General features: G+C 69.8%; 20 protein-coding genes. 9 read left to right on the top strand and 11 right to left on the bottom strand.

The annotated features are described in order from the left end of the window. Positions 1 to 17 precede the first annotated feature (17 nt). The 7 genes from IPK71_32775 (at position 18) to IPK71_32745 (ending at position 6775) form a co-directional block, all read left to right on the top strand. On the top strand, positions 18 to 1019 hold the full coding sequence (locus IPK71_32775) for a GDP-mannose 4,6-dehydratase (protein MBK8218532.1): 1002 nt from the start codon (positions 18 to 20) through the stop codon (positions 1017 to 1019). After that, a complete protein-coding gene (locus IPK71_32770; protein ID MBK8218531.1) occupies positions 1016 to 2254 on the top strand; it encodes a class I SAM-dependent methyltransferase in 1239 nt (412 codons plus the stop codon). The genes IPK71_32775 and IPK71_32770 overlap by 4 nt, the downstream gene beginning before the upstream one ends. Then, positions 2251 to 2736, top strand: coding sequence for a dTDP-4-dehydrorhamnose 3,5-epimerase family protein (locus tag IPK71_32765; protein ID MBK8218530.1), 486 nt, complete (start codon positions 2251 to 2253; stop codon positions 2734 to 2736). Before IPK71_32770 ends, IPK71_32765 begins: the two co-directional genes overlap by 4 nt. Positions 2737 to 2763: 27 nt before the next feature. After that, on the top strand, positions 2764 to 3699 hold the full coding sequence (locus tag IPK71_32760) for an SDR family oxidoreductase (protein MBK8218529.1): 936 nt from the start codon (positions 2764 to 2766) through the stop codon (positions 3697 to 3699). Positions 3700 to 3708: 9 nt separating this feature from the next. After that, entirely contained in the window at positions 3709 to 4689 is a 981-nt protein-coding gene (locus IPK71_32755; protein MBK8218528.1) for a glycosyltransferase family 2 protein, read from the top strand. An 81-nt stretch (positions 4690 to 4770) separates the two neighbouring features. Beyond that, the gene (gene rfbF, locus IPK71_32750) at positions 4771 to 5538 is read left to right on the top strand and encodes a glucose-1-phosphate cytidylyltransferase (GenBank protein MBK8218527.1); all 768 of its coding nucleotides are present in this window, start codon (positions 4771 to 4773) and stop codon (positions 5536 to 5538) included. Positions 5539 to 5770: 232 nt separating this feature from the next. Beyond that, positions 5771 to 6775 (top strand): hypothetical protein, encoded by a 1005-nt coding sequence (locus tag IPK71_32745; GenBank protein MBK8218526.1) that lies wholly within the window; start codon positions 5771 to 5773, stop codon positions 6773 to 6775. A 16-nt stretch (positions 6776 to 6791) separates the two neighbouring features. Here IPK71_32745 and IPK71_32740 read toward each other — a convergent pair whose 3' ends face one another. From IPK71_32740 to IPK71_32695, 10 genes are all read right to left on the bottom strand, one after another. Further along, the gene (locus tag IPK71_32740; GenBank protein MBK8218525.1) at positions 6792 to 8258 is read right to left on the bottom strand and encodes a HAMP domain-containing histidine kinase; all 1467 of its coding nucleotides are present in this window, start codon (positions 8256 to 8258) and stop codon (positions 6792 to 6794) included. Continuing rightward, a complete protein-coding gene (locus IPK71_32735; protein ID MBK8218524.1) occupies positions 8255 to 8959 on the bottom strand; it encodes a response regulator transcription factor in 705 nt (234 codons plus the stop codon). Before IPK71_32735 ends, IPK71_32740 begins: the two co-directional genes overlap by 4 nt. 51 nt (positions 8960 to 9010) lie before the next feature. Further along, complete coding sequence (locus IPK71_32730; GenBank protein MBK8218523.1) at positions 9011 to 9991, bottom strand: hypothetical protein; 981 nt, start codon at positions 9989 to 9991, stop codon at positions 9011 to 9013. A 510-nt stretch (positions 9992 to 10501) separates the two neighbouring features. Continuing rightward, the gene (locus IPK71_32725; GenBank protein MBK8218522.1) at positions 10502 to 11101 is read right to left on the bottom strand and encodes a hypothetical protein; all 600 of its coding nucleotides are present in this window, start codon (positions 11099 to 11101) and stop codon (positions 10502 to 10504) included. Between the two features lie 51 nt (positions 11102 to 11152). Then, positions 11153 to 12238 carry an alpha/beta fold hydrolase gene (locus tag IPK71_32720; protein ID MBK8218521.1) on the bottom strand — a complete coding sequence of 362 codons (1086 nt, stop codon included), beginning with the start codon at positions 12236 to 12238 and terminating at the stop codon, positions 11153 to 11155. Between the two features lie 4 nt (positions 12239 to 12242). After that, entirely contained in the window at positions 12243 to 14027 is a 1785-nt protein-coding gene (locus tag IPK71_32715; protein MBK8218520.1) for an AMP-binding protein, read from the bottom strand. 6 nt (positions 14028 to 14033) lie between these two features. Continuing rightward, positions 14034 to 14453, bottom strand: coding sequence for a hypothetical protein (locus IPK71_32710; GenBank protein ID MBK8218519.1), 420 nt, complete (start codon positions 14451 to 14453; stop codon positions 14034 to 14036). Between the two features lie 17 nt (positions 14454 to 14470). Further along, complete coding sequence (locus IPK71_32705; protein ID MBK8218518.1) at positions 14471 to 15331, bottom strand: hypothetical protein; 861 nt, start codon at positions 15329 to 15331, stop codon at positions 14471 to 14473. Between the two features lie 9 nt (positions 15332 to 15340). Beyond that, positions 15341 to 17944: a TIGR04551 family protein gene (locus tag IPK71_32700; GenBank protein MBK8218517.1), complete on the bottom strand. Its 2604-nt coding sequence runs from the start codon at positions 17942 to 17944 to the stop codon at positions 15341 to 15343. Next, positions 17944 to 18927, bottom strand: a complete 984-nt coding sequence (locus IPK71_32695) for a hypothetical protein (GenBank protein ID MBK8218516.1) — start codon at positions 18925 to 18927, stop codon at positions 17944 to 17946. The genes IPK71_32700 and IPK71_32695 overlap by 1 nt, the downstream gene beginning before the upstream one ends. Before the next feature lie 183 nt (positions 18928 to 19110). Between IPK71_32695 and IPK71_32690 the strand changes: the two genes are divergently transcribed. Both IPK71_32690 and IPK71_32685 read left to right on the top strand, forming a co-directional pair. Next, a complete protein-coding gene (locus tag IPK71_32690) occupies positions 19111 to 19710 on the top strand; it encodes a hypothetical protein (protein MBK8218515.1) in 600 nt (199 codons plus the stop codon). Between the two features lie 130 nt (positions 19711 to 19840). After that, positions 19841 to 20116: a hypothetical protein gene (locus IPK71_32685; protein MBK8218514.1), complete on the top strand. Its 276-nt coding sequence runs from the start codon at positions 19841 to 19843 to the stop codon at positions 20114 to 20116. Positions 20117 to 20177: 61 nt separating this feature from the next. Here the strand turns inward: IPK71_32685 and IPK71_32680 are convergent, their stop codons facing one another. Beyond that, positions 20178 to 22610 (bottom strand): PEGA domain-containing protein, encoded by a 2433-nt coding sequence (locus tag IPK71_32680; protein ID MBK8218513.1) that lies wholly within the window; start codon positions 22608 to 22610, stop codon positions 20178 to 20180. Positions 22611 to 22631 lie beyond the last annotated feature (21 nt).

Below are 22631 nucleotides of genomic sequence, written 5' to 3'. Positions count from 1 at the left end.
GAAAGCGAGACGACGACGTGAGCTCATTTTGGGTCGACAGACCGACGCTGGTGACTGGGGGAACGGGCCTCGTGGGGAGCTGGCTCGTGCGGCGTCTCGTCGCCGCTGGCGCCGACGTGGTGTGCCTCGTGCGCGACTGGGTGCCCCGGAGCGAGCTCGTCACCGGTAAGACCGACAAGGGCGACCGCAGCCTCATGGAGAGCGTGCGCGTCGTCCGCGGCGACGTGCGCGACCAGGCCCTGCTCGAGCGCGCGCTCGGCGAGTACGAGGTCGACACGGTCATTCACCTGGCCGCGCAGACGATCGTCGGCATCGCCAACCGGAACCCGGTCTCGACGTTCGAGGCGAACATCCAGGGCACCTGGGCGCTGCTCGAGGCGTGCCGGAGGAGCCCGAAGGTCAAGCAGATCATCTGCGCCTCGAGCGACAAGGCCTACGGCGACTGCGACGTGCTCCCGTACGACGAGACGACGGCCCTCAAGGGCACGCACCCGTACGACGTGTCGAAGTCCTGCTCGGACCTCATCTCCCACGCGTACGCGCACAGCTACGGCTTGCCGGTGGTCATCACGCGCTGCGGGAATTTCTTCGGCGGCGGCGATCTCAACTGGAACCGCATCATCCCGGGCACGATCCGGTCGGTGCTCCGGAACGAGCGCCCCATCATCCGGTCGGACGGCAAGTTCGTCCGCGACTACTTCTACGTCGAGGACGGCGCGCACGTGTACATGCAGCTCGCCGAGGCCCTCGCCAAGGACCCGAAGCTCGCCGGCGAGGCGTTCAACTTCTCGAACGAGATCCAGCTCACGGTGAACGACATCGTCGATCGCCTCCTCAAGCTGATGGGCTCGAACCTCGTCCCCGACGTGCGCAACGAGGCCTCGAACGAGATCCGGCTCCAGTACCTCTCGGCCGAGAAGGCCCGCAAGATGCTCGACTGGAAGCCCCTCTTCACGACCGAAGAGGCCCTCCGCCGCACGGTCGACTGGTACACGCGCTACCTCTCGGAGACTCCATGAGCACGATCACGGCCTGCCGCTCCTGCGAAAAACCCGGCCTCTTGCCGGTGCTCGACCTCGGGAAGACCCCGCTCGCGAACTCGCTCCCGACCCCCGAAGAGGTGGCGAGCGGCGCCCCCGAGCCCACGTTCCCGCTCGAGCTCGTGTTCTGCCCGCACTGCTCGCTCCTCCAGATCACCGAGACGGTCGACCCGGAGATCCTCTTCCGGAACTACTTGTACTTTTCATCTTTCTCCGACCAGATGGTGCGGCACGCCGAGGCGATCGCCGACCGCCTCGTGAAAGAGCGCAAGCTCGGGAAAGACAGCCTCGCCTGCGAGATCGCCTCGAACGACGGCTACCTCCTCCAGCACTACAAAAACCGCGGCGTGCCCGTGCTCGGCATCGAGCCCGCGGTCAACGTGGCCAAGGTGGCGCGCGAGGAGCGCGGCGTCGACACACTCGCCGAGTTCTTCGGCAAAGAGGTGGGCGAGCGCCTCGCGAAGGAGGGCCGCAAGGCCGACGTCATCCACGCGAACAACGTCGTCGCCCACGTGGCCGACCTGAACGGCGTCATCGCGGGCTTCTCGGCCTGGCTGAAGGACTCGGGCGTCGCCGTCATCGAGGCCCCGTACGCCAAGCCCTTCCTCGACCACGTCGAGTTCGACACGATCTACCACGAGCACCTCTGCTACTTCTCGCTCACCGCGGTCGACAAGCTCGCCGCGCGCCACGGGCTCGTCGTCGAGCACGTCGAACAGCTCGCGATCCACGGCGGCTCGCTCCGGTACTTCCTCGGCAAGGCCGGCCACTCGAAGCGCGGGCCCGCGGTCGAGAAGCTGCTCGCCGAAGAGGCCGCGTGGGGCGTCATGGACCACGCCTCGTACATGGGCTTCGCGGGCCGCGTGAACGCCCTCAAGAAGAACCTGGTCCAGCTCCTCCGGGACCTCAAGAAGGCGGGGCGCACCGTCGCCGCGTACGGCGCCGCGGCCAAGGGCTCGACGCTCATCAACTTCTTCGGAATCGGTAACGATATCTTGGACTTCGTGGCCGATCGCAGCACGTACAAACAGGGCCGTGTGATGCCCGGCGTGCACGTGCCCATCGTCGCCGCGAGCGAGCTCGCGAAGCGACGCCCCGACTACTGCCTCCTCCTCACGTGGAACTTCGCCGACGAGATCCTCGCGCAGCAGGCCGAGTACCGCGCCGCCGGCGGCAAGTTCATCGTCCCCGTCCCCGAGGCTCGCATCCGATGACCCAGAAGCTCGACGGCGTCTTCTACCACCGCGGCGGCCCTATCGAAGGCGTACAGGTCGTGCCGCTCCGGCGCATCCCCGACGAGCGCGGCACCATCTTCCACCTGATGAAGAAGACCGATCCGCACTTCATCGAGTTCGGCGAGATCTACTTCTCCGGCATCAACGCGGGCATCATCAAGGGCTGGCACAAACACGCCGACATGACGCTCAACTACGCGTGCGTCTCCGGCCGCGTGAAGTGCGCGCTCTTCGACGACCGCGAGGGCTCGCCCACCAAGGGGAACCTCATGGAGGTCTTCCTCGGGCCCGACAGCTACAACCTGCTCATCGTGCCGCCGCTCGTGTGGAACGGCTTCAAGGGCATGACCGACGCCATCGTCGCGAACTGCTGCACCCACATCCACGACCCGAAGCGGAGCGAGCGCCGCGAGCCCACGTGCCCCATCATCGGGTACGACTGGGCGGCGCGGAACCACTGAGCGCGGGCGCGCGGGAGCACGAGGCCGATGAAGGTTCTCCTCACGGGTGGGTTCGGGTACCTCGGCGGTCGGCTCGCGCAAGGCCTCCGCGCGCGTGGGCACGAGGTCGTGCTCGCGGGGCGGCGCGTGCGTGAGAGCGGCACCCTCGGGATGGCCACGGCCACGTTCGACGTGCTCTCGAGCGTCGAGGAGCTGCGGGCCCAGGTCCGCGCTCACGCGGTCGACACGATCGTGCACCTCGCGGCCCTCGACGAGATCGAGGCCGTGCGGGATCCCGACCTCGCCGTGCGCGTCTCGGGCGAAGGGACGCGCCGCCTCATCGAGGCTTCGAAGGTCGAAAACCTGAACCGTTTCGTGTACTTCTCGACGTTTCACGTCTACGGGCGAACCTTCCCCTCGCGCATCGACGAGGACACCCCGACGAAGGCGTCGCACCCGTACGCCGTGGCGCACCTCGCGGGCGAGGGCTTCTGCCGCGAGGCGAACGAGACGGGCGGGCCGTCGTGCGTCGTCTTCCGCATGTCGAACGGGTACGGCGCGCCTGCCGACCTCGCGGTCGAGCGGTGGACGCTCGCGCACAACGCGTTCTGCCGCGAGGCCGTGACGAAGGGCACCGTGACCCTCTCGAGCGCCGGCACGCAGCGCCGCGATTTCGTGTGGCTCGACGACGTGGCCCAGGCCACCGACCTCGCGCTCCGTGCCTCGCGGGAGGCCCTCGGCGAGTCCGTGTTCGCGCTCGGGGGCGGCAAGACGCTCACCATCTTCGAGATCGCCCAGGTCGTCGCCGCGCGCGCGCAGGCGAAGCTCGGTCGGGAGGTCTCGGTGGTGCGCCCTGCGACGGGCCCCGAGTCGGCCGATTTCACCTACGCTATCGATCGCCTGCGCGCCCTCGGGTACCGCCCGAACGACGCGCTCGCCGCCGAGACCGACACCTTGCTCGAGAGGCTCGTCTCCGAGCGCTGAGCCATCGCCATGACCCCATCCCCCGCTCCGAAAGTCACCATCTGCGTCCCGACCATCGGTCGGCTCGAGTTCCTCCCGGCGGTCAAGGCCTCGATTTCGGCCCAGACGCGCGGCGATTTCGAGGTGCTCGTGCTCGACAACGCGTCGCCGGAAGGTGTGCGCGACGAACTCGACGCGTGGGCCCGCGAGGACGCGCGCGTCCGGGTGCTCCGCGTCGACGAGCGTGTGCCCATGTGGGAAAACTTCAACCGCGGCGTGCTCGGCGCGCGCGGCGAGTACGTGGCCTTCTGCCACGACGACGACGAGCTCTGCCCCACGTTCCTCGAGCGGAACGTCGCGTTCATGGACGAAAACCCCGCGGTCGGGTTCGTGGGCTCGAACCACTACGACATCGGGCCCGACGGGGCGGTGCTCGCCCTGCGCGAGCGGATCGCGCGGACCGAGTCGGTCGCGGGGGCCACGTTCATCGGCGATCTCATGCGTCAAGGTCGGAGCGCGCTCGCGATGCAGACGGTGTTCTTCCGCCGCACCGTGTTCCCCGAGGGCGGCTTCGACACGACCGTGTCCCGTTTCTTCGGCGACTTCATCTTGCTCATGCGCATGGCCGAGTCGTGGCGCGTCGGCTTCTTGGCGGAGCCGCTCGTGCGGGTAAGGCTGCACCCTGGCCAAGCGTCCCTCATGTCGCTCGGCGACAGCGTGCCCATGCGCACCAAGATCTTCCTCTCCTACATCGAGGAGCTCCGCGAGAGGCGCTCGCCGCTCGACACGCGCCTCTTCGAGCGGCAAGTGAAGCGGCTCCACGTGCTCCACCTCGGGTGGGGCTGGCTCGCGGCCTCGGGGGCACAAGAGGCGCACACCTGCGCGCGCGAGATCGGCTCGGTGAGCGGGCTGCCGGTGGGCCCCGTGCTCGACCTCGTCGAGAAGGCCGGGCCGTTCCGCGAGGCCCGTACGCGCCTCGCCGACGTGGTCCGCAAGGTGGCGCTCCGCTGAGGCGGCGCCCTTCGCCGAGCGCCCTAAGTTTTCCCCACGATCCGTGTGACTTCGGCGAAGATGCGCGAGAACGAGGCAAGCATGAAGACGGTGATTTTGGCAGGCGGGTTCGGCACGAGGCTCGGCGAAGAGACCGTGACCAAGCCGAAGCCCATGGTCGAGGTGGGCGGGCGGCCGATCCTCTGGCACATCATGAAGCTCTACGCGAGCCACGGCTTCACCGAGTTCTTCCTCGCGCTCGGCTACAAGGGCGAGGTCATCAAGCGGTACTTTCGCGACTACCACGCCCTCTCGACCGACTTCACCGTGCGCCTCAAGACAGGCGAGGTCGACACCCACGAGGTCGAGATCGAAGACTGGACCGTGCACGCGATCGACACCGGGCAGGACGTGATGACCGGCGGCCGCGTGAAGCGCCTCGAGAAGCACCTCGACTCGACCTTCATGCTCACCTACGGCGACGGCGTGTCCAACGTCGACCTCGCCAAGCTGCTCGCCTTCCACAAGGCCCACGGCAAGGCCGCCACGGTCACCGCCGTGCGACCCCCCGCGCGCTTCGGTGGCCTCGTGTTCGAGGGCGACCGTGTGGCCGAGTTCACCGAGAAGCCCCAGATTGGCGAGGGCTGGATCAACGGCGGCTTCATGGTGCTCGAGCCCAAGATCTTCCAGTACCTCGAGGGAGACAAATCGGTCCTCGAGGCCGACGCCCTCGAGGCCCTCGCGCGGGACGGTGAGCTCATGGCGTACCGGCACGGCGATTTCTGGCAATGCATGGATACCGTTCGAGATTTGGGCATTCTCGAGGCCCACTGGAAGAGCGGGAATCCGCCGTGGAAGCGGTGGGCCTGACCCCGCGTCTAAGGGTCGTGAACGCGAGGCGCCTCTCGGGCATCGGACGCGCCATAGGGTCTGCCTCGTGCGTGGGGGGCCTGATTCGTTAAACCGCCGTGATGTCGTGCGCCCGCGTGATCCTTTCTTCGGCCGATAGGCTACACAAGTGGGGCGAGACGAACCGAGGAGGTCCTTCGTGACGAGAGAGCCTGTGCAGCCCCCCCGGCGTCCTCGGGGGCATGTCCCGACCGTGCTCGCCCTCCTTGCCGTCGTCGGCGCGCCTGCCGCGTGTGCCGGGCTCCCCGAAGGAGATGGCGTGCCCGGGACCGCCGACGCCCAGGCTCCCTCGAGCACTCCAGCGCGCCCCACCCCCACGCCCGCGCCGACGCCCACGCCGACGCCTACCCCGACGCCCACGCCGACGACCCCGCCGACGATCCCGGAGGGGACGTCGTGGGCGCGTGAGAGCATCCACCCGCTCGAGTGGCCGATCCCGACGGACCTCGGCACGATCGACTCGCAAGTGGTCGTCGAAGAGAGCACCGACGCCGGCGCCACGTGGAGGCTCGTCGCCGAGGTCGCTCTCGACGAGCAGTTCTACCGGTGGGTCATGCCCTCCGCCGGGGCGAGCGCGCGAGCCCGCGTGAGCTTCACGCGCACGGGACCTTCCGGAACCGTAGTGCTCCGCACGATCGAGACCCCGGACGTGACGCTGACGCCCTCGCAGAAGAAGTCGTACGTGTGGACCAAGATGGCCGACAGCACGCCCTTCGGCCCGCGCGACGGCGCCGGTGGCATCGTGTTCAACGGCAAGATGTGGCTCATCGGCGGCTGGAACGGCGACGTGTTCCCGCTCATCAGCGCGAACGACGTGTGGAGCAGCACCGACGGCGCCTCGTGGGTGCTCGAGAAGGCCAACACCTTCCTCGACGCGGCCACGTTCGACACGTCCGCCGACTGGGAGGGCCGTCATTTTGCCGGGTACCACACCTGGAACGGCAAGATGTGGATCGTGGGCGGCGACGTCGTCCAAGGCTACTACCAGACCGACGTGTGGTCCTCGTCCGACGGGCGCTCGTGGACGCGCACCGACCGCCATACGTCGACACCCCGGATGATCCGCGACACGAACCCGAACAGCCCCACGTACGGGCAGATGATCGTGTTCCCCGGGTTCCGCCCGGTCGAGGTCGCCGACTTCGGCCTGCGCACCTTGCAGATCGCTTCCGGCTCGGTCGCGGCGCGCCTCGGGTGACGCGATCGGGCTTTCGTCAAGCCGCGGGGAGCGTGAGCCGAAACGTCGTGCCGCGGGCCTCGCGGACCGGCGAGACGACCTGGGCGCTCCCGCCGTGCGCCTGGGCGACCGCGTGCACCAGCGCGAGCCCGAGGCCGGTGCCGCGCTTCTCTCCGCGCGTCGTGAAGAAGCGGTGAAACACCTTGGGGAGATCCGCCTCGGCGATCCCGGGCCCGTCGTCCTCGACCTCGAGGACCACGAGCTTGGTCGTCGACGAGAGGCGCACCTCGACGTGCCCACCTTCTCCTGCGAACTGCGCGGCGTTGTCGACGAGCTCGCGCACCACGGCGGCGAGGCGACGCGCGACGCCTCGCACGGGAACGGGCCCCTCGGGCACGCGGCAAACGACGTCGACCTGCGCGTAGCGGACGTCGTCCTTGGCGCGCTCGGTCTCGAGCCGGACGAGGCGCCCGAGGTCGACCTCTTCGCGCTCCTCGCGCGGCATGCCGGCCTCGGCGCGCGCGAGCTCCAAGAAGTGCGTCACGAGATCGTCGAGCTTCTTTCCGCTGGTCGAGAGGGCGCTGGCGAGCCGCGCCCGCCGCGCGTCGTCCACGGGGGACTCGAGCGCCTCGGCCACCGCGGTGATGGCGGCGACGGGGCTCTTCATCTCGTGGACGACGTCGGCGACGAAGGCCTCGTGATCGGCGCGCCGCTTGGCGATGGCGTCGAGCAGGGTGTTCATGGCGGCGGCGAGGTCGCCCACGTCGTCGGCGTGCTCGGTGAGGTTCGCGCCGGGGCTCTCGCCTCGCGCCTTCTCGAGCGCCTCGCGCCGGAGGTTCTCGATGGGCATCGTCACGCGCCGCGCGGCCCACGCCCCGATCATGAGGGCGAAGGGCACCGTCACGAGCGAGAGGCGGAGGAGCGCGCGCCGCACGTAGTAGACCTCCTCGACTGCGCGCGCCGAGCTCTTGTCGACGTACACGACGTACGTGCGCCCCTCGCGGTCCTTCGGGGCGCGCACGGCCCGGCACACCCGGAGCTCCTCTTTGAAGCAGTCGATGTAGAGCCCCTTGGCGATCGCGTAGCTCGTCTCGGGCCGCGCGAGCACGGGCGTCACCGCGTCGAAGTCCTTCGAGGTGGCGCGGCTCCGGTTCAAGAAGAGGAAGGCCTCGATGGGGTGGAGGGCGTCGCGCGGATCGTCTCGGTCGGCGTCGATCGGGGGCTCTCCCTCGACGCGCGGCACGACCCGGATGCGCGCGTTGTGCTTCGCCGCGATGGCGACGAAGCGAGATGCGTCGGGGTTCGAGTACGCCTCGACCGTGAGCGCGGCCTCGTCGGTGGCCTCGAGGGTCTTCTGCCAGAGGCCCACGGGCACGCGGCGCTCGAGCTGGCTCGCGATGAACACGACGAGCGGGAGGAGGAGCGTCGACACCGTGACGGCCGCGAAGACCCGCAGCCTGAGCGAGTACCGCGCGCGGAACCGGGGCTTCGGCGCGGCGCTCATGCGCGCAGGCGGTAGCCCGCCCCGACCACGGTCTCGATGCCGTCGAAGGCCGGATCGAACGCCTCGATCTTGCGGCGGAGGCGCCTCACGTAGGTGTCGACGAGGCGATCGTCGACCACGCCGTCGTCGCCGCGGCCGAGCTCGAGCAGCTTCGCGCGGGAGAGGACGCGCCCCGGCCGCCGCACGAACGCCTCGAGGATGCGGTGCTCGGTGAGCGTGAGCGAGAGCTCCTTTCCTCCGTAGGTCGCCGTGAGCCGCTCGGGATCGACCGCGAGCTCCTTGTGCGTGATGCACGTATCGGCTTCGCCCGGCGGGCTCTCCCGCGGCGCGGCGTGCTTCGGATCGCGTCGGAGCAGCGCGCCGACCCGCGCGAGCAAGGCGCGGGTCGAGAACGGCTTCGATACGAAATCGTCGGCGCCAAGGTCGAGGCCGAGCACCTCGTCGACCTCGGTGTCGCGCGAGGTGAGCAGCACGATGGGCAAGGCGTGGCCCTTCGCGCGGAGCTCGCGTACGAGCGAGAACCCATCCATGTGGGGGAGGTTCACGTCGGTCACGACGAGGTCGAGCCCGCCCCGCTCGACGAGCGCGAGCCCGGCTTTTCCATCCTTGGCGGTGACGACGTCGTGCCCCGCGTCGGCGAACGCGAGGGAGAGCACGTCGAGCAGGGAAGGGTCGTCGTCGACCAAGAGCACGCGGGCCATGCCGGAGAGCTTACGACGAACCAGGCGAAGCCCGCTGGCCCTTCGAGATGCTCAGGGGCCCTTCGCGGCCTTCTCGAGCGCGGCGCGGGCGGCCTCGGGGGCGAGGGCGTCCTTGACCTTGAGGTCCTTCGGGGCGCCGCGGTCGATGAAGAACGTGAGGGCCGCGAGCTCGGCCGGCGTGAACGCGGGCTTGTCGTCGGGCGGCATGTGATCGTCGTTGTCCTTCGGGAGCTTCATGCGCTCCACGAGGAGGCTCTTATCGGCCGAGCCCGGAACGAGCGACGTGCCCGAGAGCCCGCCCTTCACGAGATCGTCGATCGTCTCGACCTTGAGGCCGCCCTTCTTTTTGTCGCCCGAGTGGCACTCGCCGCACTTCTCTTTGAGCGCCGGCGCGACCACGGCGTCCCACACGAGGGGCTCGCTCGTCTTCGGCGGGGGCTCGGCCGAGGCGGCCTTCGGGGGCGTGTACCCGGCGAGCTTCTGCACGAAGCCAGGGGCATGCTGGAAGAGATAGCCCTCGCCGCGCGAGAGGCTCCCGCCGACGTGACCGCCGAGGCTCATGGCGACGACCGCGAGCCCGAGGAGCCCGCGGTAGGCGGCCCGCGCGAGGCCGCGACCCTTGTGCGCCGCGTACGCCGCGAGCGTGGCCGACGAGAGCACCACCGACACGAGCGTGAGCATGCGGTGCTTGCCGAGGAGGTTCTTGGGGTAGTCCCCCGCGCGCCCGAGGAGGAGCCCCACCACGAACGCGACGACCGCCGAGGCCACGAGGAACCCGAGCACGCCGCCGAGGGCCGCGTCGACCTTCTCGCGGCGCGTCTCGGAGCCGACCGTCGCGGCCTCGAGCGTGGCGGCGAGCACGAGGACGCCGATGGGGAGGTGCACGACCAGCGGGTGGAAGCGGCCGACGAACGGCATCAGCTCCGGGCCCTGACCGAGCGCCGCGAAGGCCGCGATCGACACCACGGCCGCCACGGCGCTGCCGACGAAGAACGGTTTGGGGTTGAACGTCTCGTTGGCGGGTGCGGTCATCGGGGCCGACATTACCCCAACTACGCGCAAGCCTTGCGCCGGTTTCAACGGGCGCAAAGAAAGAACGCAGTGTTCTCTCACGGGCGAATCTTCGCCAATCGTCATCGATGACGAACGCGTTCGTCATCGATGACGAACGAAAACCTCGGAAAAACTAGGTACTTTGGCGGAGGTCCGATCGCGAATCGTCATCGATGACGAACGCGTTCGTCATCGATGACGAATCTTCGGCCACCCGGCATGCGGCAAAAAGGTGCGGCGTGCGGGCCCGTGGCCGTTCGTCACGCGCGTCGGCGGGCACACCCGCACGACCCCCACGGAGCGTCCCTCGTGCGCCGTGGCTCACGGGCCGCGCGGGGCGAATCTTCGCCAATCGTCAACGTTGACGATCGCGTTCGTCAACGTTGACGAACCAAATCCAGGGAAAAACAAGGCCCGCGCGAAGAGGTGCTTCGGCCAATCGTCAACGTTGACGATTGCGTTCGTCAACGTTGACGAATCTCGCGCCCCTCAGGGCGGGCAGCAGAAGTAGCGGTACTCGGGGCCCGTGACCTCTTCGCAGCCCGCGGGCGGCTGGGCGCGGAGGTTCTTCTGGGCGTCGACCGGGCACACGCGCATCTGGGTCTTGCCGGGCTTGCCGGCGCAGTCCTTGTCTTGGAAGGTGCTTCGCACGCACGACAGCTCGGGGCAGCAGTACGTGCCGCCGAAGGTGGAGTTGCTCATCTGGCGGCACCCGGTGAGGTTCGGCGGGCCGCCGCCGGTGCACACGTAGCCGTACTTCGGCACGCAACCGCCGCCGCACGGAGTGCCCTCGCCGAACGGGGCGCACGTGTCGCCGGGGCCGAAGGTGGTCACGCCCGCGTCGCCGCAGGCCGCGTCGGGATCGCTCGCGTCGGCCGAGGTCGCGTCGGGGCTCGCCGCGTCGGCCGAGGCGTCCTTCGGGGGCGAGGCGCCGTCGGGGCCCGTGGTGCCGGTGAGCGTGGCGGTGGGGGAGGGGGCCGCGTCGGTGGTGTCGTCCGTCGTGGACGAGGCGCACGCCGAGAAGGCCACGCCGAGGCCGAGGAACGCACCCGAGACGAGCGTCACAGAGAGGGCAGGGGACCAACGCATGCCCCGAGCCTACCACCGGGGTGGGCTCGGGGCACGGGCATGCCTCCCCTCTCAGGAGACGCCGTTCGTCGGGAGGCTCGGGGAGGCTTGGGCGCGGAGCTCCTCGGGCACGTCGCGCTTCGCCCAGAACTCGGCAAGCTTCGGCCAGAGCCGCGTCTTGGCGGCGCTCGAGACGACCGCGCCGACGTGTCCGCCGGGCAGGTGGAGATGCGCCTTGTCCTTCGAGCCCGCGAGCGCGACGAGCGGCGCCGAGCTCTCCTTCGGGACGATCGCGTCGTGCTCGAACGTGATGGCGAGGAGCGGCACTTTGAGGTCTTCGAGTCGCACGTTCTTGCCCGCGAAGTGGAACGTGCCTTGGCAAAGCTCGTCGTTCCGGTAGTGCGCGGTGATGTACTCGCGGAAGCACTCGCCCGGGAACGCGACCGCGTCGTTGCCCCACTTCTCGAGGGCGAAGAAGCCGTCGAGGAACTCGTCGTTCCAGGCGCGATCGACGAGCGTCACCGTCTTCGACAGGTTCATCGTCGGCCGGAGGAGCTGAAACGTCGACTGCATGAGCTGCCACGGCACGTTGCCCGAGGCCTCGAGCAGGGCGTCGAGGTCGAACGTCTCGGTGCGGGCCCAGTGCGAGAGGAGGCCGTCGTCCCCGAATTTGATGGGCGCGGCGAGCGTGAGCAGCGAGGCCACACGATCCGGGTAGCGGATGGCGTGCACGACCGTGAGCAGGCCGCCGAGGCAGTACCCGAGGAGGTGGGCCTTGCCGTACTTGCCATACGACGCGGCCTTGCGGAGCGCGCGGCCGATGTACTTGTCGGCCACGTCCTCGAACGTGACGTAGCGGTCCTCGTCGCCGGGGGTGCCCCAGTCGATGATGAAGACGTCGTGCCCTTCGGCGACGAGCCACTCGGCGAGGCTCTTGCCGGGCAAGAGGTCGAGCACGTAGTGCCGGTTGATGAGCGACGGCACGAGCAGCACCGGCGTCGCGTACTTCGGCGGTGCTTTCCTCCGGTAGCGGAGGAGGCGCCACTTGTTCTCGCGGTGCACGACGTCGGCCGGCGTCGTGCCCACGGGGGGCTTTCCGCGGAGGCCGAGCTCGGCGAGGTTCTTGAGCCGCGCCGGCCACTTCGTGTCTTCGCTCATGGCCTCAGGCTCCCGTGCTGCCGGCCTCGGCCGCCTTCTTCGGGGGAGCGGGTCTGTCGTAGAGCGACTCGAACTGGTGCTTGAAGGCCTCGACCACCTTCTTGCGGCGCACCTTGAGCGAGGCCGTGAGCAGCTCCGACTCGACCGTGAGCGGGGTGTCGACGATGACGAACGCCTTCAGCGACTCGTAGCTCGCGAGGTCCCGGTTCACCTCGTCGACCTTCGCCTGCACGAGCGCCTCGCGCGCGGCGCGCCTGTCGGCCGGGGCCACGTGCGACAGCTCCGCGTCGACCACGGCGTCGTTCAGCCACACGCCGCAGACGAGGTACTTCTTCCCGTCGCCGTAGACGACCACGTGCAAAAAGCGCGGATCGCCCTGGAAGCGAAGCTCGATGTTGGCCGGGGGCACGTTCTTGCCGCCGGCGGTCACGAGGATGTCCTTTTTGCGATCGACGATCTGGAGGAAGCCATCTTCGGTGAAGCGGCCCACGTCGCCGGTCTTGAACCAGCCATCTTCGGTGAAGGCCTCGGCGGTCGCCGCCGGGTCCTTGTGGTAGCCCTTGAACACGTTCGGGCCCTTGGCGAGGATCTCGCCGTCGTCGGCGAGCTTCACGTTCGTCGACGGGAGCACCTTGCCGACCGAGTCGAAGCGGAACGCATCGAACCGGTTCAACGTGAGCGTGGGCGACGTCTCGGTGAGGCCGTACCCCTCGACGATGAGGATGCCGGCGCGGTGGTAGAACTCCTTCACGTCGCGCGAGAGGCCGGCGCCGCCGGAGAGGCAGAACGAGAGCCTGCCGCCCGTGCACTCGAGGAGGCGCGCCTTCTGCGTGGCGGGATCCTGCTCCTTCATGGCGGGCGCCGCGAGCTTCTCCCAGTGCGACGGCACGCTCATGAACACGTGCGGCTTCACGACCGGCACGAGCGCGATGCAGCCCGCGGGGTCGGACATGTAGCTCGTCATGCCCAAGATGTTGCCGAGGTTCATCTCGCCGAAGCCGAAGATGTGGCTCATCGGGAGCCAGAGCACGTCGACCGCGTTCTCGGGCACGAGCGGCCCGTTGAGCTCGAGCCAGTCGCGCCCGTTCGTGCCCACGTTGCGGTGCGAGAGCGGCACGCCCTTCGGGTTCCCCGAGGTGCCGCTCGTGTAGAGCATCATGCCGGGAGCGTCGACGTCGACCGCGTTCATGCGCGCCTCGAACGCGCCCGGGTGGGCCTCGTGCCACGCGTCGCCGAGGCGCACGACCTCCGGGAAGGGGACGATCTTGGCGAGCACGTCGTCGCCCGGGGTGGGCTTCTGGTCGGCCCGCATCTTGTCGAGCACACGGGACGCGTCGAGCGCGCCGTCGAGCAGCACCACGTGCGACACGTGGGTGCAGAGCGGCCACGCCTCGAAGAGCTTCGCGAGGAGGGCCGGGGTGTCGACGAACACGACCTTCGCGTCCGAGTGCGAGAGCACGTAGCCGAGCTGCGCCGGGGTGCTCGCGGGGTACGCCGGCACGATCACGCCGCCCACGGCCTGGATGCCGAGCGCCGCCGACGCCCACTCGACGCGGTTCGGCGCGAAGATCGACGCACGATCCCCGGGCGCGAGCACGTCGGCCAAGAAGCCGGCCACGGCCTTCACCTCGGCCGCGAACTCGCCGTAGGTGACCTTGGCGTAGGCCTCGAGGTTCGTGCCTGCGCCGGGCTTCGGCACCCAGAAGCGCACGCGCTCGGCGCGCTCGGGCAGCGAGTCGAACAGGAATTTCGGGGCGATCGCGATGTCGAGATACTTGGACACGTCCATGACGAGCTACTTCCTCGGTTCCGTGGTTTCGGCGGGCGCGTGGGCGAGGCCCACGAGGGTCTTTTGGGTTTCGTCGTGGGCCGAGAGGGCCTCACGCTCGCGGGGCTCGGCCGGCTTCGCCTCGCGCACCGTGATGGTCCGCTTCTCTTCGCGCTCGGCGTCGAGCTTCTCTTCGAGATCGATGATGCGGCTCTCGAGGCGGTAGATCGCGTGGAGCGCGCGCTCTTGGTCGGCCTTGGTGGGCAGGCCCATGTGGCCCACCACGTACGTCGCCACCTTGTCGGCGGCGGCCTTCGCGCGGAGCCCCGCGGTGAGCGCGGCGGCGGCGGGCCGCAGCACGACGGGGCTCTTCAGCGCCACCTCGAGGAGCTTCGCGGTGCGATCCTCCCAGGTGTCGAAGCTCTTCTTCCAGGCGTCCCAGACCATGGTGCTCTCCTCGTGGCTCAGGGCAAACCGAAGCGTCGGATCTCGCTCGCGACGGTGAAGTCCTCGTTCTTCTCGCCGGTCTTGCTCGTCGCGCGCATGACCTCGCCGAAGCACTCGAACAAAAACGAGACCTGGATCTGCGACGTCACGGCTCCGGCGGCAGGCTCGAGCGTCACCTTGGTGCGCACGCGGAGGGCCTGGGCGAAGACCACGTCGGGCAGATCGAGCTGCCCCATCTGATCGACCTTCACCTCGTACGTGTCCTTCCCGGCGTACGGGAGGCCGCGCAGCGTCGCGTTCTTCACCTCGCCCACGGACGTGTAGGTCACGCCGGGCGCGAGCGGGAACTTGTAGATCGCAACAGGTGCAGTATACACGAAGAGCGTCTGGCCCTCGGGGGCGTTGGGCTCCTTCGAGGCGAGGCCGAGCAGCGAGATCGCCTCGGGCGTGTACTGGTACACCGCCTCGACGCGCCCGCCGATGTCGAACGGGGCCACGAACGCGCTCTCGGGGAAGCTCTTTTCGTACCACTTGCCCTTGATCGCCGAGGCCTCGATCGTGGCCGCCTGGTCGTCGCGTTTGTCGAGGGAGTAGTCCCAGCGGACCTTGCCCTCGCCGTTCGGCTTCGGCACGAGGTCCACGGCTTGGTCTTTTCCGGAGGGCGACACGAGGTAGCGCACGGGCACGCCGATCGCGGGCGCGAGCTCGTTCGCGTCGATCTTGCCGTCGAGGTTCGGCACGCACGCGAGCTTCTCGACGGCGGGGGCCTCGTAGGGCGTGCGCTCCCCTTGGGGTGTGAGGTTCTCGCTGCACGCGAAGAGCGAGAGGGTGACCGCGAGGGCCGGGAGCGCGAGGGCGAAGCTTGGACTCTTTTTCATGGCCTTGGCTCAGAACACGTAGTTGAAGCGGAGGCGCACGAGCTGCGCGGGCTTGGCGAAGAGGCCGACCTGCGGGTTGTCGAGGCCCGCCAGGGGGAAGAGTACCGCGTAGTCGAGCGTCGCGAAGAAGCCGTCCTTGTGCTCGTACGTGATCGACGGGTCGATCTCGACGCCGAGGGGCTTCTTGCCGCCGGGGGTCGACTCGGCGAACGACGCCATGCTGGCCACCGCCGCGCCCGTCGCGGTCACGCGGAAGCTCGTCTCCTCGACGAGGCGCACCCGGGCGTGGGGCCGCGCGTAGACCGCGTCGGTCACGGTGCCCACGATCTCGCGGAAGAGGATGCGGTCGATGCGGTAGTCGGGGTGGAAGCGGAAGTTGTCGATGCGGTTGTCGCGGCGGGGGTTCGCCTGCGGCCCGTCGAGGTCGCCGGCCTTGGGCGCGCGCTGGCCGAGTTTCTGCGAGACGCCCATGCCGGGCGCCGGATCGCCGCTCGCGTAGCCGAGATCGAGCCCCGCCGAGAGCAGGCCGTCGTCGGAGCCGAAGTCGGACTCGAACGCCGCGCCGAACTGGCGTGCCTTCACCGGGTCACGGAGCGACACCCCGGGGATGGCCGAGGCCTCTTCGATCGTCGAGAGCAGCATCGCGGCCTCGGCCTCGAGGCGCATGTTCTTCGTGACCACCTTGGCCCACGCGTCGAACGCCGTCGCCGTCAGCCCGCGCGCCATGATCTGGTTCGCGCTCGACACGTCGATCGCCTGCGCCGTAGGCAAATACGAGCCTGGCACGTCGTTCGTCTGCCACCTGTGGGTGAAGTACCCGCCGTAGTCGACCGTGACCTTGCCGGCCTTCTTTCGCCGGGCGATCGACTCCTTGCTCCACCCTCGGAGGAACGCCATCGTGGCGGTCTGCACGTTCGTCGTGCGCTCGAGGTCGAGGAAGCGGTTCTGCGCGGGGCGCGTGCCCACGGGCCCGGTGGCCGAGAAATCGTAGGCCACGGCGAACACGTGGTTCGCGATGGGCGTGACGAGGGCCACGCGATCTTGGGCGTCGGCCGAGTCGCAGTCGAGGCAGTCGCCCCCGTTGGCGACGAGGCCGAGCCCCCAGTGCGTGCCCATGCGGCCGGCCACGAGCAGGCCGAACGGGAGGAGCGCCTCGCCGTACGCGCGCCGGATCTTGAGCGGATCGGCGGGGCTCCTTTGCCCTGTGGTCGCGGCGGGCACGTCGTTCGGCACGCTGCCGAGCGAGAGGTTGTCGAGCGCGTCGAGGCGGAGCTTCACCGCGAAGGTTTGACCGGGCGCGAACACCTTCACGTCGAGGCGCGCGCGCATGTCCCAGTGGGTGAGGGTCTGCGCGGTCGGGTCGGCCTTCGACACGGGGAAGAGCGGCGTACCCGAAGGCGAGAGGCCTCGGTCGAGGTCGAAGTTGTGGAGCGCCTCGCCGCGCGTGCGCAGGTAGCCGTCGAGCTCGACGGTCACCTTGTCGCGCTGGACGATGTCCTCGCCGAGCTCGGCGAAGCCCGTGGCGTGGGCGTCGCGGGCGACGGCGAAGGTGGCGACCGCGGCCGTGAGCGCCGCGCAGAGGGTCGTACGTTTCGTGCTCACGGGGCCTTCTCGACCTTCGGCTCGGGCGTCGGCTCTTGGGCCTTCGGCTTGGCGGGGCTCGTCGACGCCGCGGCGGCGCCCCTCGTCCTCGAGGAGGAACGCGTGGAGATCGCGCGTGGAGGCCTTGGCGGCCTCGAGCATCGGAAAGTGACCGCAGCGCGGGTACACGACCATGCGCGCGTTCGGGAGCTCGCGGAGGAGGCGCTCGCCGTACTTCACCGTGGTGACGACGTCCTCGCGGCCGTAGAGGAGGAGCGTCTTCTGCTTCACCTCGCGGTAGTGCGTCTCGAGCTCTCCGTACCGCTGGCCGCGCACGGCCGCGAGGTGGGCGGCGGTGGTGCCGGGCTTCTCGAGGTGCGACTCGGCCACGGCGATGAGCTCCTCGGTCACGAAGCTCTTGTCGTAGAAGGCGAGCCCGAGCCGATCCTCGGCGCGCTGGTTGTAATAAAGCCCGAAGAGCACCTCGCCCACACCGGCGGCGCGTGACCACTGGAAGAACGTCGGCTGCTGCTCCTCGTAGACCCACGCGTCGTAGAGGGCCACGCGATCGAACTTCTCGGGGGCCTGGAGCACGGCCGAGAGCGTGACGCTCGTGCCCCACGAGTGGCCCACGATCGACGTGTGCGTGATGCCGAGCTGGTTCATGAGGCCGAGCACGAGGCGCGCCTCGGCCGCCGGGGAGTAGTCGCCCTCGGGTCGCTCGCTCCAGCCGAAGCCCTTGAGATCGAGCGCCACGACCCTGTGGGTCGTCTTGAGGGTGGGCACCACCGTGGCCCACACGTCGAGCGACGACGCGAACCCGTGCACGAGCACCACGGTCGGCTTCGCGCTCGAGGCGCCGCTGCCCTCGGTGTCGAGGTAGCGGACACGGACCCCGTCGACCTTGGTGTAGGTCGCCGTCTTGGGCTCGCCCGGCAGCGGGCCTTGGTGGAACGAGAAGCAGCCCGTCGACCCGAGGCACGAGGCGAGGACGACGGCGCTCGCGAGGAAGGATTTCGTCGAGGCGTGCATCAGCGGGCGATCCGGCGGATCTCGGCGGCGCGGGTAAACTCGGGGGTCGTCTCGTTGTCGTCCGACGTGGCCGTGGCGACGGTGCCGTAGCACTCGCTCACCCAGGCGAACGAGCGGATGGTCGTGACGAGCACGCCCACGGTCTTCGTGAGGGTGGTCCGCACGCGGAGCACCGTGAAGGTGCCGAGCGGGGTCTTGAGGGTGCCCTTCGCGTCGACCTGAGAGTCGTATTTCTCCGAGTAGGCCGTGAAGAAGCCGTTCACGAGGCCCGAGACGCTCGCGTTCGTCGACCACGTCTTCTGCGGCTCGAGCGGGAACGCGAGCACGTCGACCGGGGGCGAGTACGACACGTTGGTGCGCGAGATGCCCTCGTCGGGCGAGACGACGCCTCGGAGCTTCAGCGCCGAGGGGGTGATCTCGAACACGCCGAGCAGGGCCGAGGTCTCCGAGAGCTTCGTCGCGTACGTCGCCGTCGCGAAGTCGTCCTTGAACCACTTGTCCGAGATCTTCTGGGTCTCGACGAGCGTGGTGACGTCGCCCGTGAGGTCGCCCGAGAAATCCCATTCGCGCGTGTCGTTCGGGCCGGGGGTGCCCGCGGTCGACACGTCCGCGTCCCGCGCGACCTTGAACGTGGCGCGCAGCCCGGCCGCGAGGGGGACCTCTTCGCGGAGGATGCGGAAGTCCTTGTTGGGGATGCAGCCGCCGTCGGGGACGATCACGTCGGGAACGGCGCCGTCCGTCACGGGGGGCACGCCGCCGTCGGCGTCGACCGGGGAGCCGCCGTCGGGGGTGCTCCCATCGACCTCTTCGCCCGGGACGCAGCGGCCGGCCGCGTTGCACGTGCCGGTCGCGCAGTCGGACCCGCGGGTGCACTCGGGGCCCGACGTCGCGCACCCGGCCTCGACGATGGGGCCGGCCGCGAGGGCCGCGAGGCCGAGGGCGATGACGAGCGTGCGGCGGACGGGGTGACGGCGGACGGACATGCGGGCTCCTCGGGGTGCCGTGTTGCGGCGCAACACGGGGCGGGGGACAGGTACGATCCGGACCTGGGACGGTCAAGGCGATTTCGTCGGCGAAACCCGGGAATGTTGCGCCGCAGTGCGGCATGATTTTGCGACGCACAAGGTACGGGACGCCGGGCCCAAAGCATCGTAAGGAACCCTGCGATGCGCATCGTGAAGAAGTACTCGAACCGGCGCCTCTACGACACGGAGGAGAGCCGCTACATCACGCTCGACGAGCTCGCGGGCCTCGTGCGCGATGGCGCCGACGTCTTCATCCAAGATGCGAAGACCGGGGCCGACCTCACCCAGTCGACGCTCGCCCAGGTCATCTTGGAGAGCCGAGGGGGCGGGAGGCTCCTCCCCGTGCCGCTCCTCGTCCAGATGATCCGCATGGGCGACGACGCGCTCGCCGAGTTCCTCGGGCGGTACATGAGCTGGTCGATGGAGCTCTATCTCCAGGCGAAACAAGGCTCGAGCGCCCTCTTCCCGATGAACCCGTTCGCGCAGCTCCCCTTCACGGCGTCGAGCGCGCTCGCCCGCGCCCTCATGGGCCAGAACCCCTTCCGCCCGAAGCGCGACGACGCGCGGCCGCCTCCGCCTCTCGTCACGCCGTCCGACGACGACGTCGTGGTCGAGCCCGAGCCGACGCCCTTGCCCCCGCGCCCCTCGGCGTCCACCGCCGACGACGTGGCCGAGCTCCGCCGCGAGCTCGACGAGCTCAAACGAAGCTTGCGCGCCGGAGCCCCGAAGCGGCGCGGATGACGCGCGGACGTGGGGGAGCTCGTCGGGCGCCCGTCACCACGATGTTGCGGTGCAACACTTGACGCTCCCCAGTGCCGGACGTAGGTTCGGCGCACGTCACACATGTGGCGAAAATACTGAGGGAAAGACCATGTCGAACGAGACGAACGAGACTTCGCACATGCAGCAATTCATCCAGATGTGGAAGCAGCTCGCCACCACCCAGATGGGCCAGGTGACGGCGTTCACGGCGGAGCTCGGCAAGTGGAACGCCCTCCACGCCGCGCAGACCGAGCACGTCGCGCAAGAGATGCAGAAGCTCGCCAAGGAGTCGTTCTCGTACGCGAACGACATGGCCGCCGAGGTGCGCAAGGCCCAGATGGCCGCCGCCAAGAAGGCGCTGTCCGTGTTCGGTCTCGCCTCCTGATCCTGACCGTCCGTGCGCGCGCCCTCCTCTCGTCACCGGGAGGGGGGCGTTTCGTCTCTCGTCAGGGCCCGACGACCACGCGCCCGCCGCAAGGGATGTCGATCGTGCGGGCCGTGCCCTTGCTGCCGACGCGCACCTCGTGGCTGCCGCACGGCGCGGGGACCTCGGAGGGGGTCTCTCCGACCGCGCGGCCGTCGACGAAGATGCGGCGGCCCTTCGGGGCTCCTTCGGGAACCAGGAGCCCGGTCTTCGCCCTCGTGGGGCTCGGGTCGGTCTTTCCCGCCTCGGGCAGGTTCGCGTCGTCGAGCGCGGTGGCGTCGAGTGCCGTGGCGTCGCGCGCCGTAGCGTCGTGGTCACTTGCCGAGTCGCCCCCACCGTCGTCGCCCGAGCCGAGCGCCACGGTGGCGTCGACGTTCGAGGTGGAGCTCGCCGCGTCGGGCGTCGCGGCCTCTCGGGCGGCCTCGGTCGGGGGCGTCGGCGTGGGCTTCGGATCGCTCGAAGGCTGAAAAACATAGAGGATCGTGGCCACGATGGCCACCGCGAGGACGACCCCGACCCACGGCCCGCGCGAGGTCGTCGGGATGGTCAGGGTGCTCTCGGGCGCCGAGGACACGGGAGCGCTCTCGGGGGCCGACGAGGGGGGCGCACCGTCGGTCGTGGGCTCTCCTTCGACGGGGGCCTTCGACCTCGCGCTCACCGGGGCTTCGTCGCGCGGGGGCTCGGCGTGGCTCTCCCCGACGACCTCCGGGGCCTTGGGCTCGTCCTTGGCCTTCGTCGACGAAGGCGAGACGTCGACCGGCGTGGGCGCGGCCATCTCGACCGAGGCCGCTGGGGAGGCCGCGGCTTCGGCGTTCGCGGGCGCAGCGGGCGCCTCCGTGGGCGCCCCGTCGGGGACGGCCGCGGGCGCGGGAGAGAGGGCCTCCGCCAGGGAAGGGGCTCGGGCCTCGGGCCTCGGGATCGCGGGAGGCTCCTTCGTCGAGAGCGCGCCCGGAGCGGACGCGGGGGCGTCCTCGGGTGTCGTCCTCTCGACGGGGGGCGCCTCGACGGGGGCCGCCTCGATGGGCGCGGCCTCGTGCGGGGCCGAGGTCGGAGGTCTCGGGGCCCGGGCGAGGAAAGGGAGCCCTCGCCTCGTGCGCCGCTTGATCTCGGGCCTCATGGCGGCGAACGCCGTCGACGCGCCCGCCTCGGGGATCGGCATCGCCGAGGACGCCGTAAGCTCCTCGGTCGCCTTCTGGCTCACCCCGAGCCGCTGCGCGCGCGCCTGCTCGGCCTCGGCCCGCTCGACGTCGCCGCGGAGGAGGGCGAGGTGGGCGAGCACGTACGACGCGAACCCGAGCTCCGGGTCCTGGCGCTTCGCGCGGAGGGCGACCGACTCGAGCTCCGCCGCCCGCCGCTCGTCGCCGCGGTGCGTGAGCCACGCGAGGTAGAGCTCGTACTCGGCCGCGGTCGGAACGAGCCTATGAGCGCGCCAAATTTCGGCCTTGGCCTGCGCCTCGCGGCCCTGCGCCATGTGCGCCTTACCCTCGAGGAACGCGCGCTCCCCGCGGAGCTTGGCGGCCGGGCTGCCCGGAGACGGGTCGTGCGTGCGGGCGGGCGTGTCGGTCCCCGCTTCGACCTTCGCGCGGGGACGCGCGACCGGAGACAAGAACCGCCCCTTCGCGGCGCCCGAACGCGCCTCACGTTTGGCCCCGGCGGCGGTGCAAATGCTCGATATGATTCGCTTTTTTGGCGAAGGTCCGCGCCGCGAGCCCGGGGTGTCGCGGGGGGCCAGGTGGCCCGTGGCCGCGAGGGTCGTGAGGAACGCGAGGCCATCCTCGGGCTCGTCGTCCCGGGAGAGCCCCTCGACGAGTGCCTCGGGTGGCACGTCGGCCGTGATGGCCACGAGCGCGTCTCGTTCTTCGGGCTTCGGGCGGAAGAGCGTGGCGATCGATTCGATGTTTCCGACGAGAGACCACGCGCCGCGCGGATCGAAGCGCGCCCTCAGGCGGTCTCGCGGGCACTTGCGAAACGCCGAGAGCACGAGCGGCTCGAGGGTGGTCGGGAACCGTGGGCGGGGCGAGCCCTTCGCGGCCGGCGGGAGCGGGAGCACGCTGACCTCGGGCGACTCCCACGTGAGGGCGGCCACGACCTTCTTTCGAACCTGCGCGAAGAGCGACAGCGAGAGCTCTTTGCGCGTGAGGAGACCGCGTTGAACGGCGAGGTCTCCGAGGCGGAGCTGCTTCCCGCGCGCCTCGGCCTCGGCGAGCGCGTCGAGGAGGCTCGCGAGGTCCTCGGCCGAGAGCTTCCCGTCGTCGACCAAGAGGCGGCCGAGCGCCATGCCCGTCGTGCCCTCCTCGACGTGGACGAGCGTCCCTTCCTCGAACGACAGACGCGCCTCGGCGCCTTCTCCGAGGACGCGCACGACGCACGACCTTCGCTCGGCCTGGACGGCGAGCAGCTCGGGGAGAAGGTCCCCCGACGGGCCAGCGGCCGCGGGGCGCTCGGAGGACGACACGATGCGCGCAATCCTCGCAGA

The organism is Myxococcales bacterium (genome assembly GCA_016712525.1).
Classification (GTDB): Bacteria; Myxococcota_A; Polyangia; order Polyangiales; family Polyangiaceae; genus JAAFHV01.
Note: the sequence above shows the minus strand (reverse complement) of the source record. Positions and strands in the feature narration are given on the sequence as shown.

What these genes read in the sequence shown, in the direction of transcription:
- IPK71_32685 (MBK8218514.1), top strand. Translation starts at nt 19,841, where the DNA reads ATGTCGAACGAGACGAACGAGACTTCGCACATGCAGCAATTCATCCAG.
- IPK71_32730 (MBK8218523.1), bottom strand. Translation starts at nt 9,991, where the DNA reads ATGACCGCACCCGCCAACGAGACGTTCAACCCCAAACCGTTCTTCGTC.
- IPK71_32695 (MBK8218516.1), bottom strand. Translation starts at nt 18,927, where the DNA reads ATGTCCGTCCGCCGTCACCCCGTCCGCCGCACGCTCGTCATCGCCCTC.
- IPK71_32740 (MBK8218525.1), bottom strand. Translation starts at nt 8,258, where the DNA reads ATGAGCGCCGCGCCGAAGCCCCGGTTCCGCGCGCGGTACTCGCTCAGG.
- IPK71_32715 (MBK8218520.1), bottom strand. Translation starts at nt 14,027, where the DNA reads ATGGACGTGTCCAAGTATCTCGACATCGCGATCGCCCCGAAATTCCTG.
- IPK71_32710 (MBK8218519.1), bottom strand. Translation starts at nt 14,453, where the DNA reads ATGGTCTGGGACGCCTGGAAGAAGAGCTTCGACACCTGGGAGGATCGC.
- IPK71_32760 (MBK8218529.1), top strand. Translation starts at nt 2,764, where the DNA reads ATGAAGGTTCTCCTCACGGGTGGGTTCGGGTACCTCGGCGGTCGGCTC.
- rfbF (MBK8218527.1), top strand. Translation starts at nt 4,771, where the DNA reads ATGAAGACGGTGATTTTGGCAGGCGGGTTCGGCACGAGGCTCGGCGAA.
- IPK71_32720 (MBK8218521.1), bottom strand. Translation starts at nt 12,238, where the DNA reads ATGAGCGAAGACACGAAGTGGCCGGCGCGGCTCAAGAACCTCGCCGAG.
- IPK71_32770 (MBK8218531.1), top strand. Translation starts at nt 1,016, where the DNA reads ATGAGCACGATCACGGCCTGCCGCTCCTGCGAAAAACCCGGCCTCTTG.
- IPK71_32690 (MBK8218515.1), top strand. Translation starts at nt 19,111, where the DNA reads ATGCGCATCGTGAAGAAGTACTCGAACCGGCGCCTCTACGACACGGAG.
- IPK71_32700 (MBK8218517.1), bottom strand. Translation starts at nt 17,944, where the DNA reads ATGCACGCCTCGACGAAATCCTTCCTCGCGAGCGCCGTCGTCCTCGCC.
- IPK71_32725 (MBK8218522.1), bottom strand. Translation starts at nt 11,101, where the DNA reads ATGCGTTGGTCCCCTGCCCTCTCTGTGACGCTCGTCTCGGGTGCGTTC.
- IPK71_32735 (MBK8218524.1), bottom strand. Translation starts at nt 8,959, where the DNA reads ATGGCCCGCGTGCTCTTGGTCGACGACGACCCTTCCCTGCTCGACGTG.
- IPK71_32705 (MBK8218518.1), bottom strand. Translation starts at nt 15,331, where the DNA reads ATGAAAAAGAGTCCAAGCTTCGCCCTCGCGCTCCCGGCCCTCGCGGTC.
- IPK71_32755 (MBK8218528.1), top strand. Translation starts at nt 3,709, where the DNA reads ATGACCCCATCCCCCGCTCCGAAAGTCACCATCTGCGTCCCGACCATC.
- IPK71_32765 (MBK8218530.1), top strand. Translation starts at nt 2,251, where the DNA reads ATGACCCAGAAGCTCGACGGCGTCTTCTACCACCGCGGCGGCCCTATC.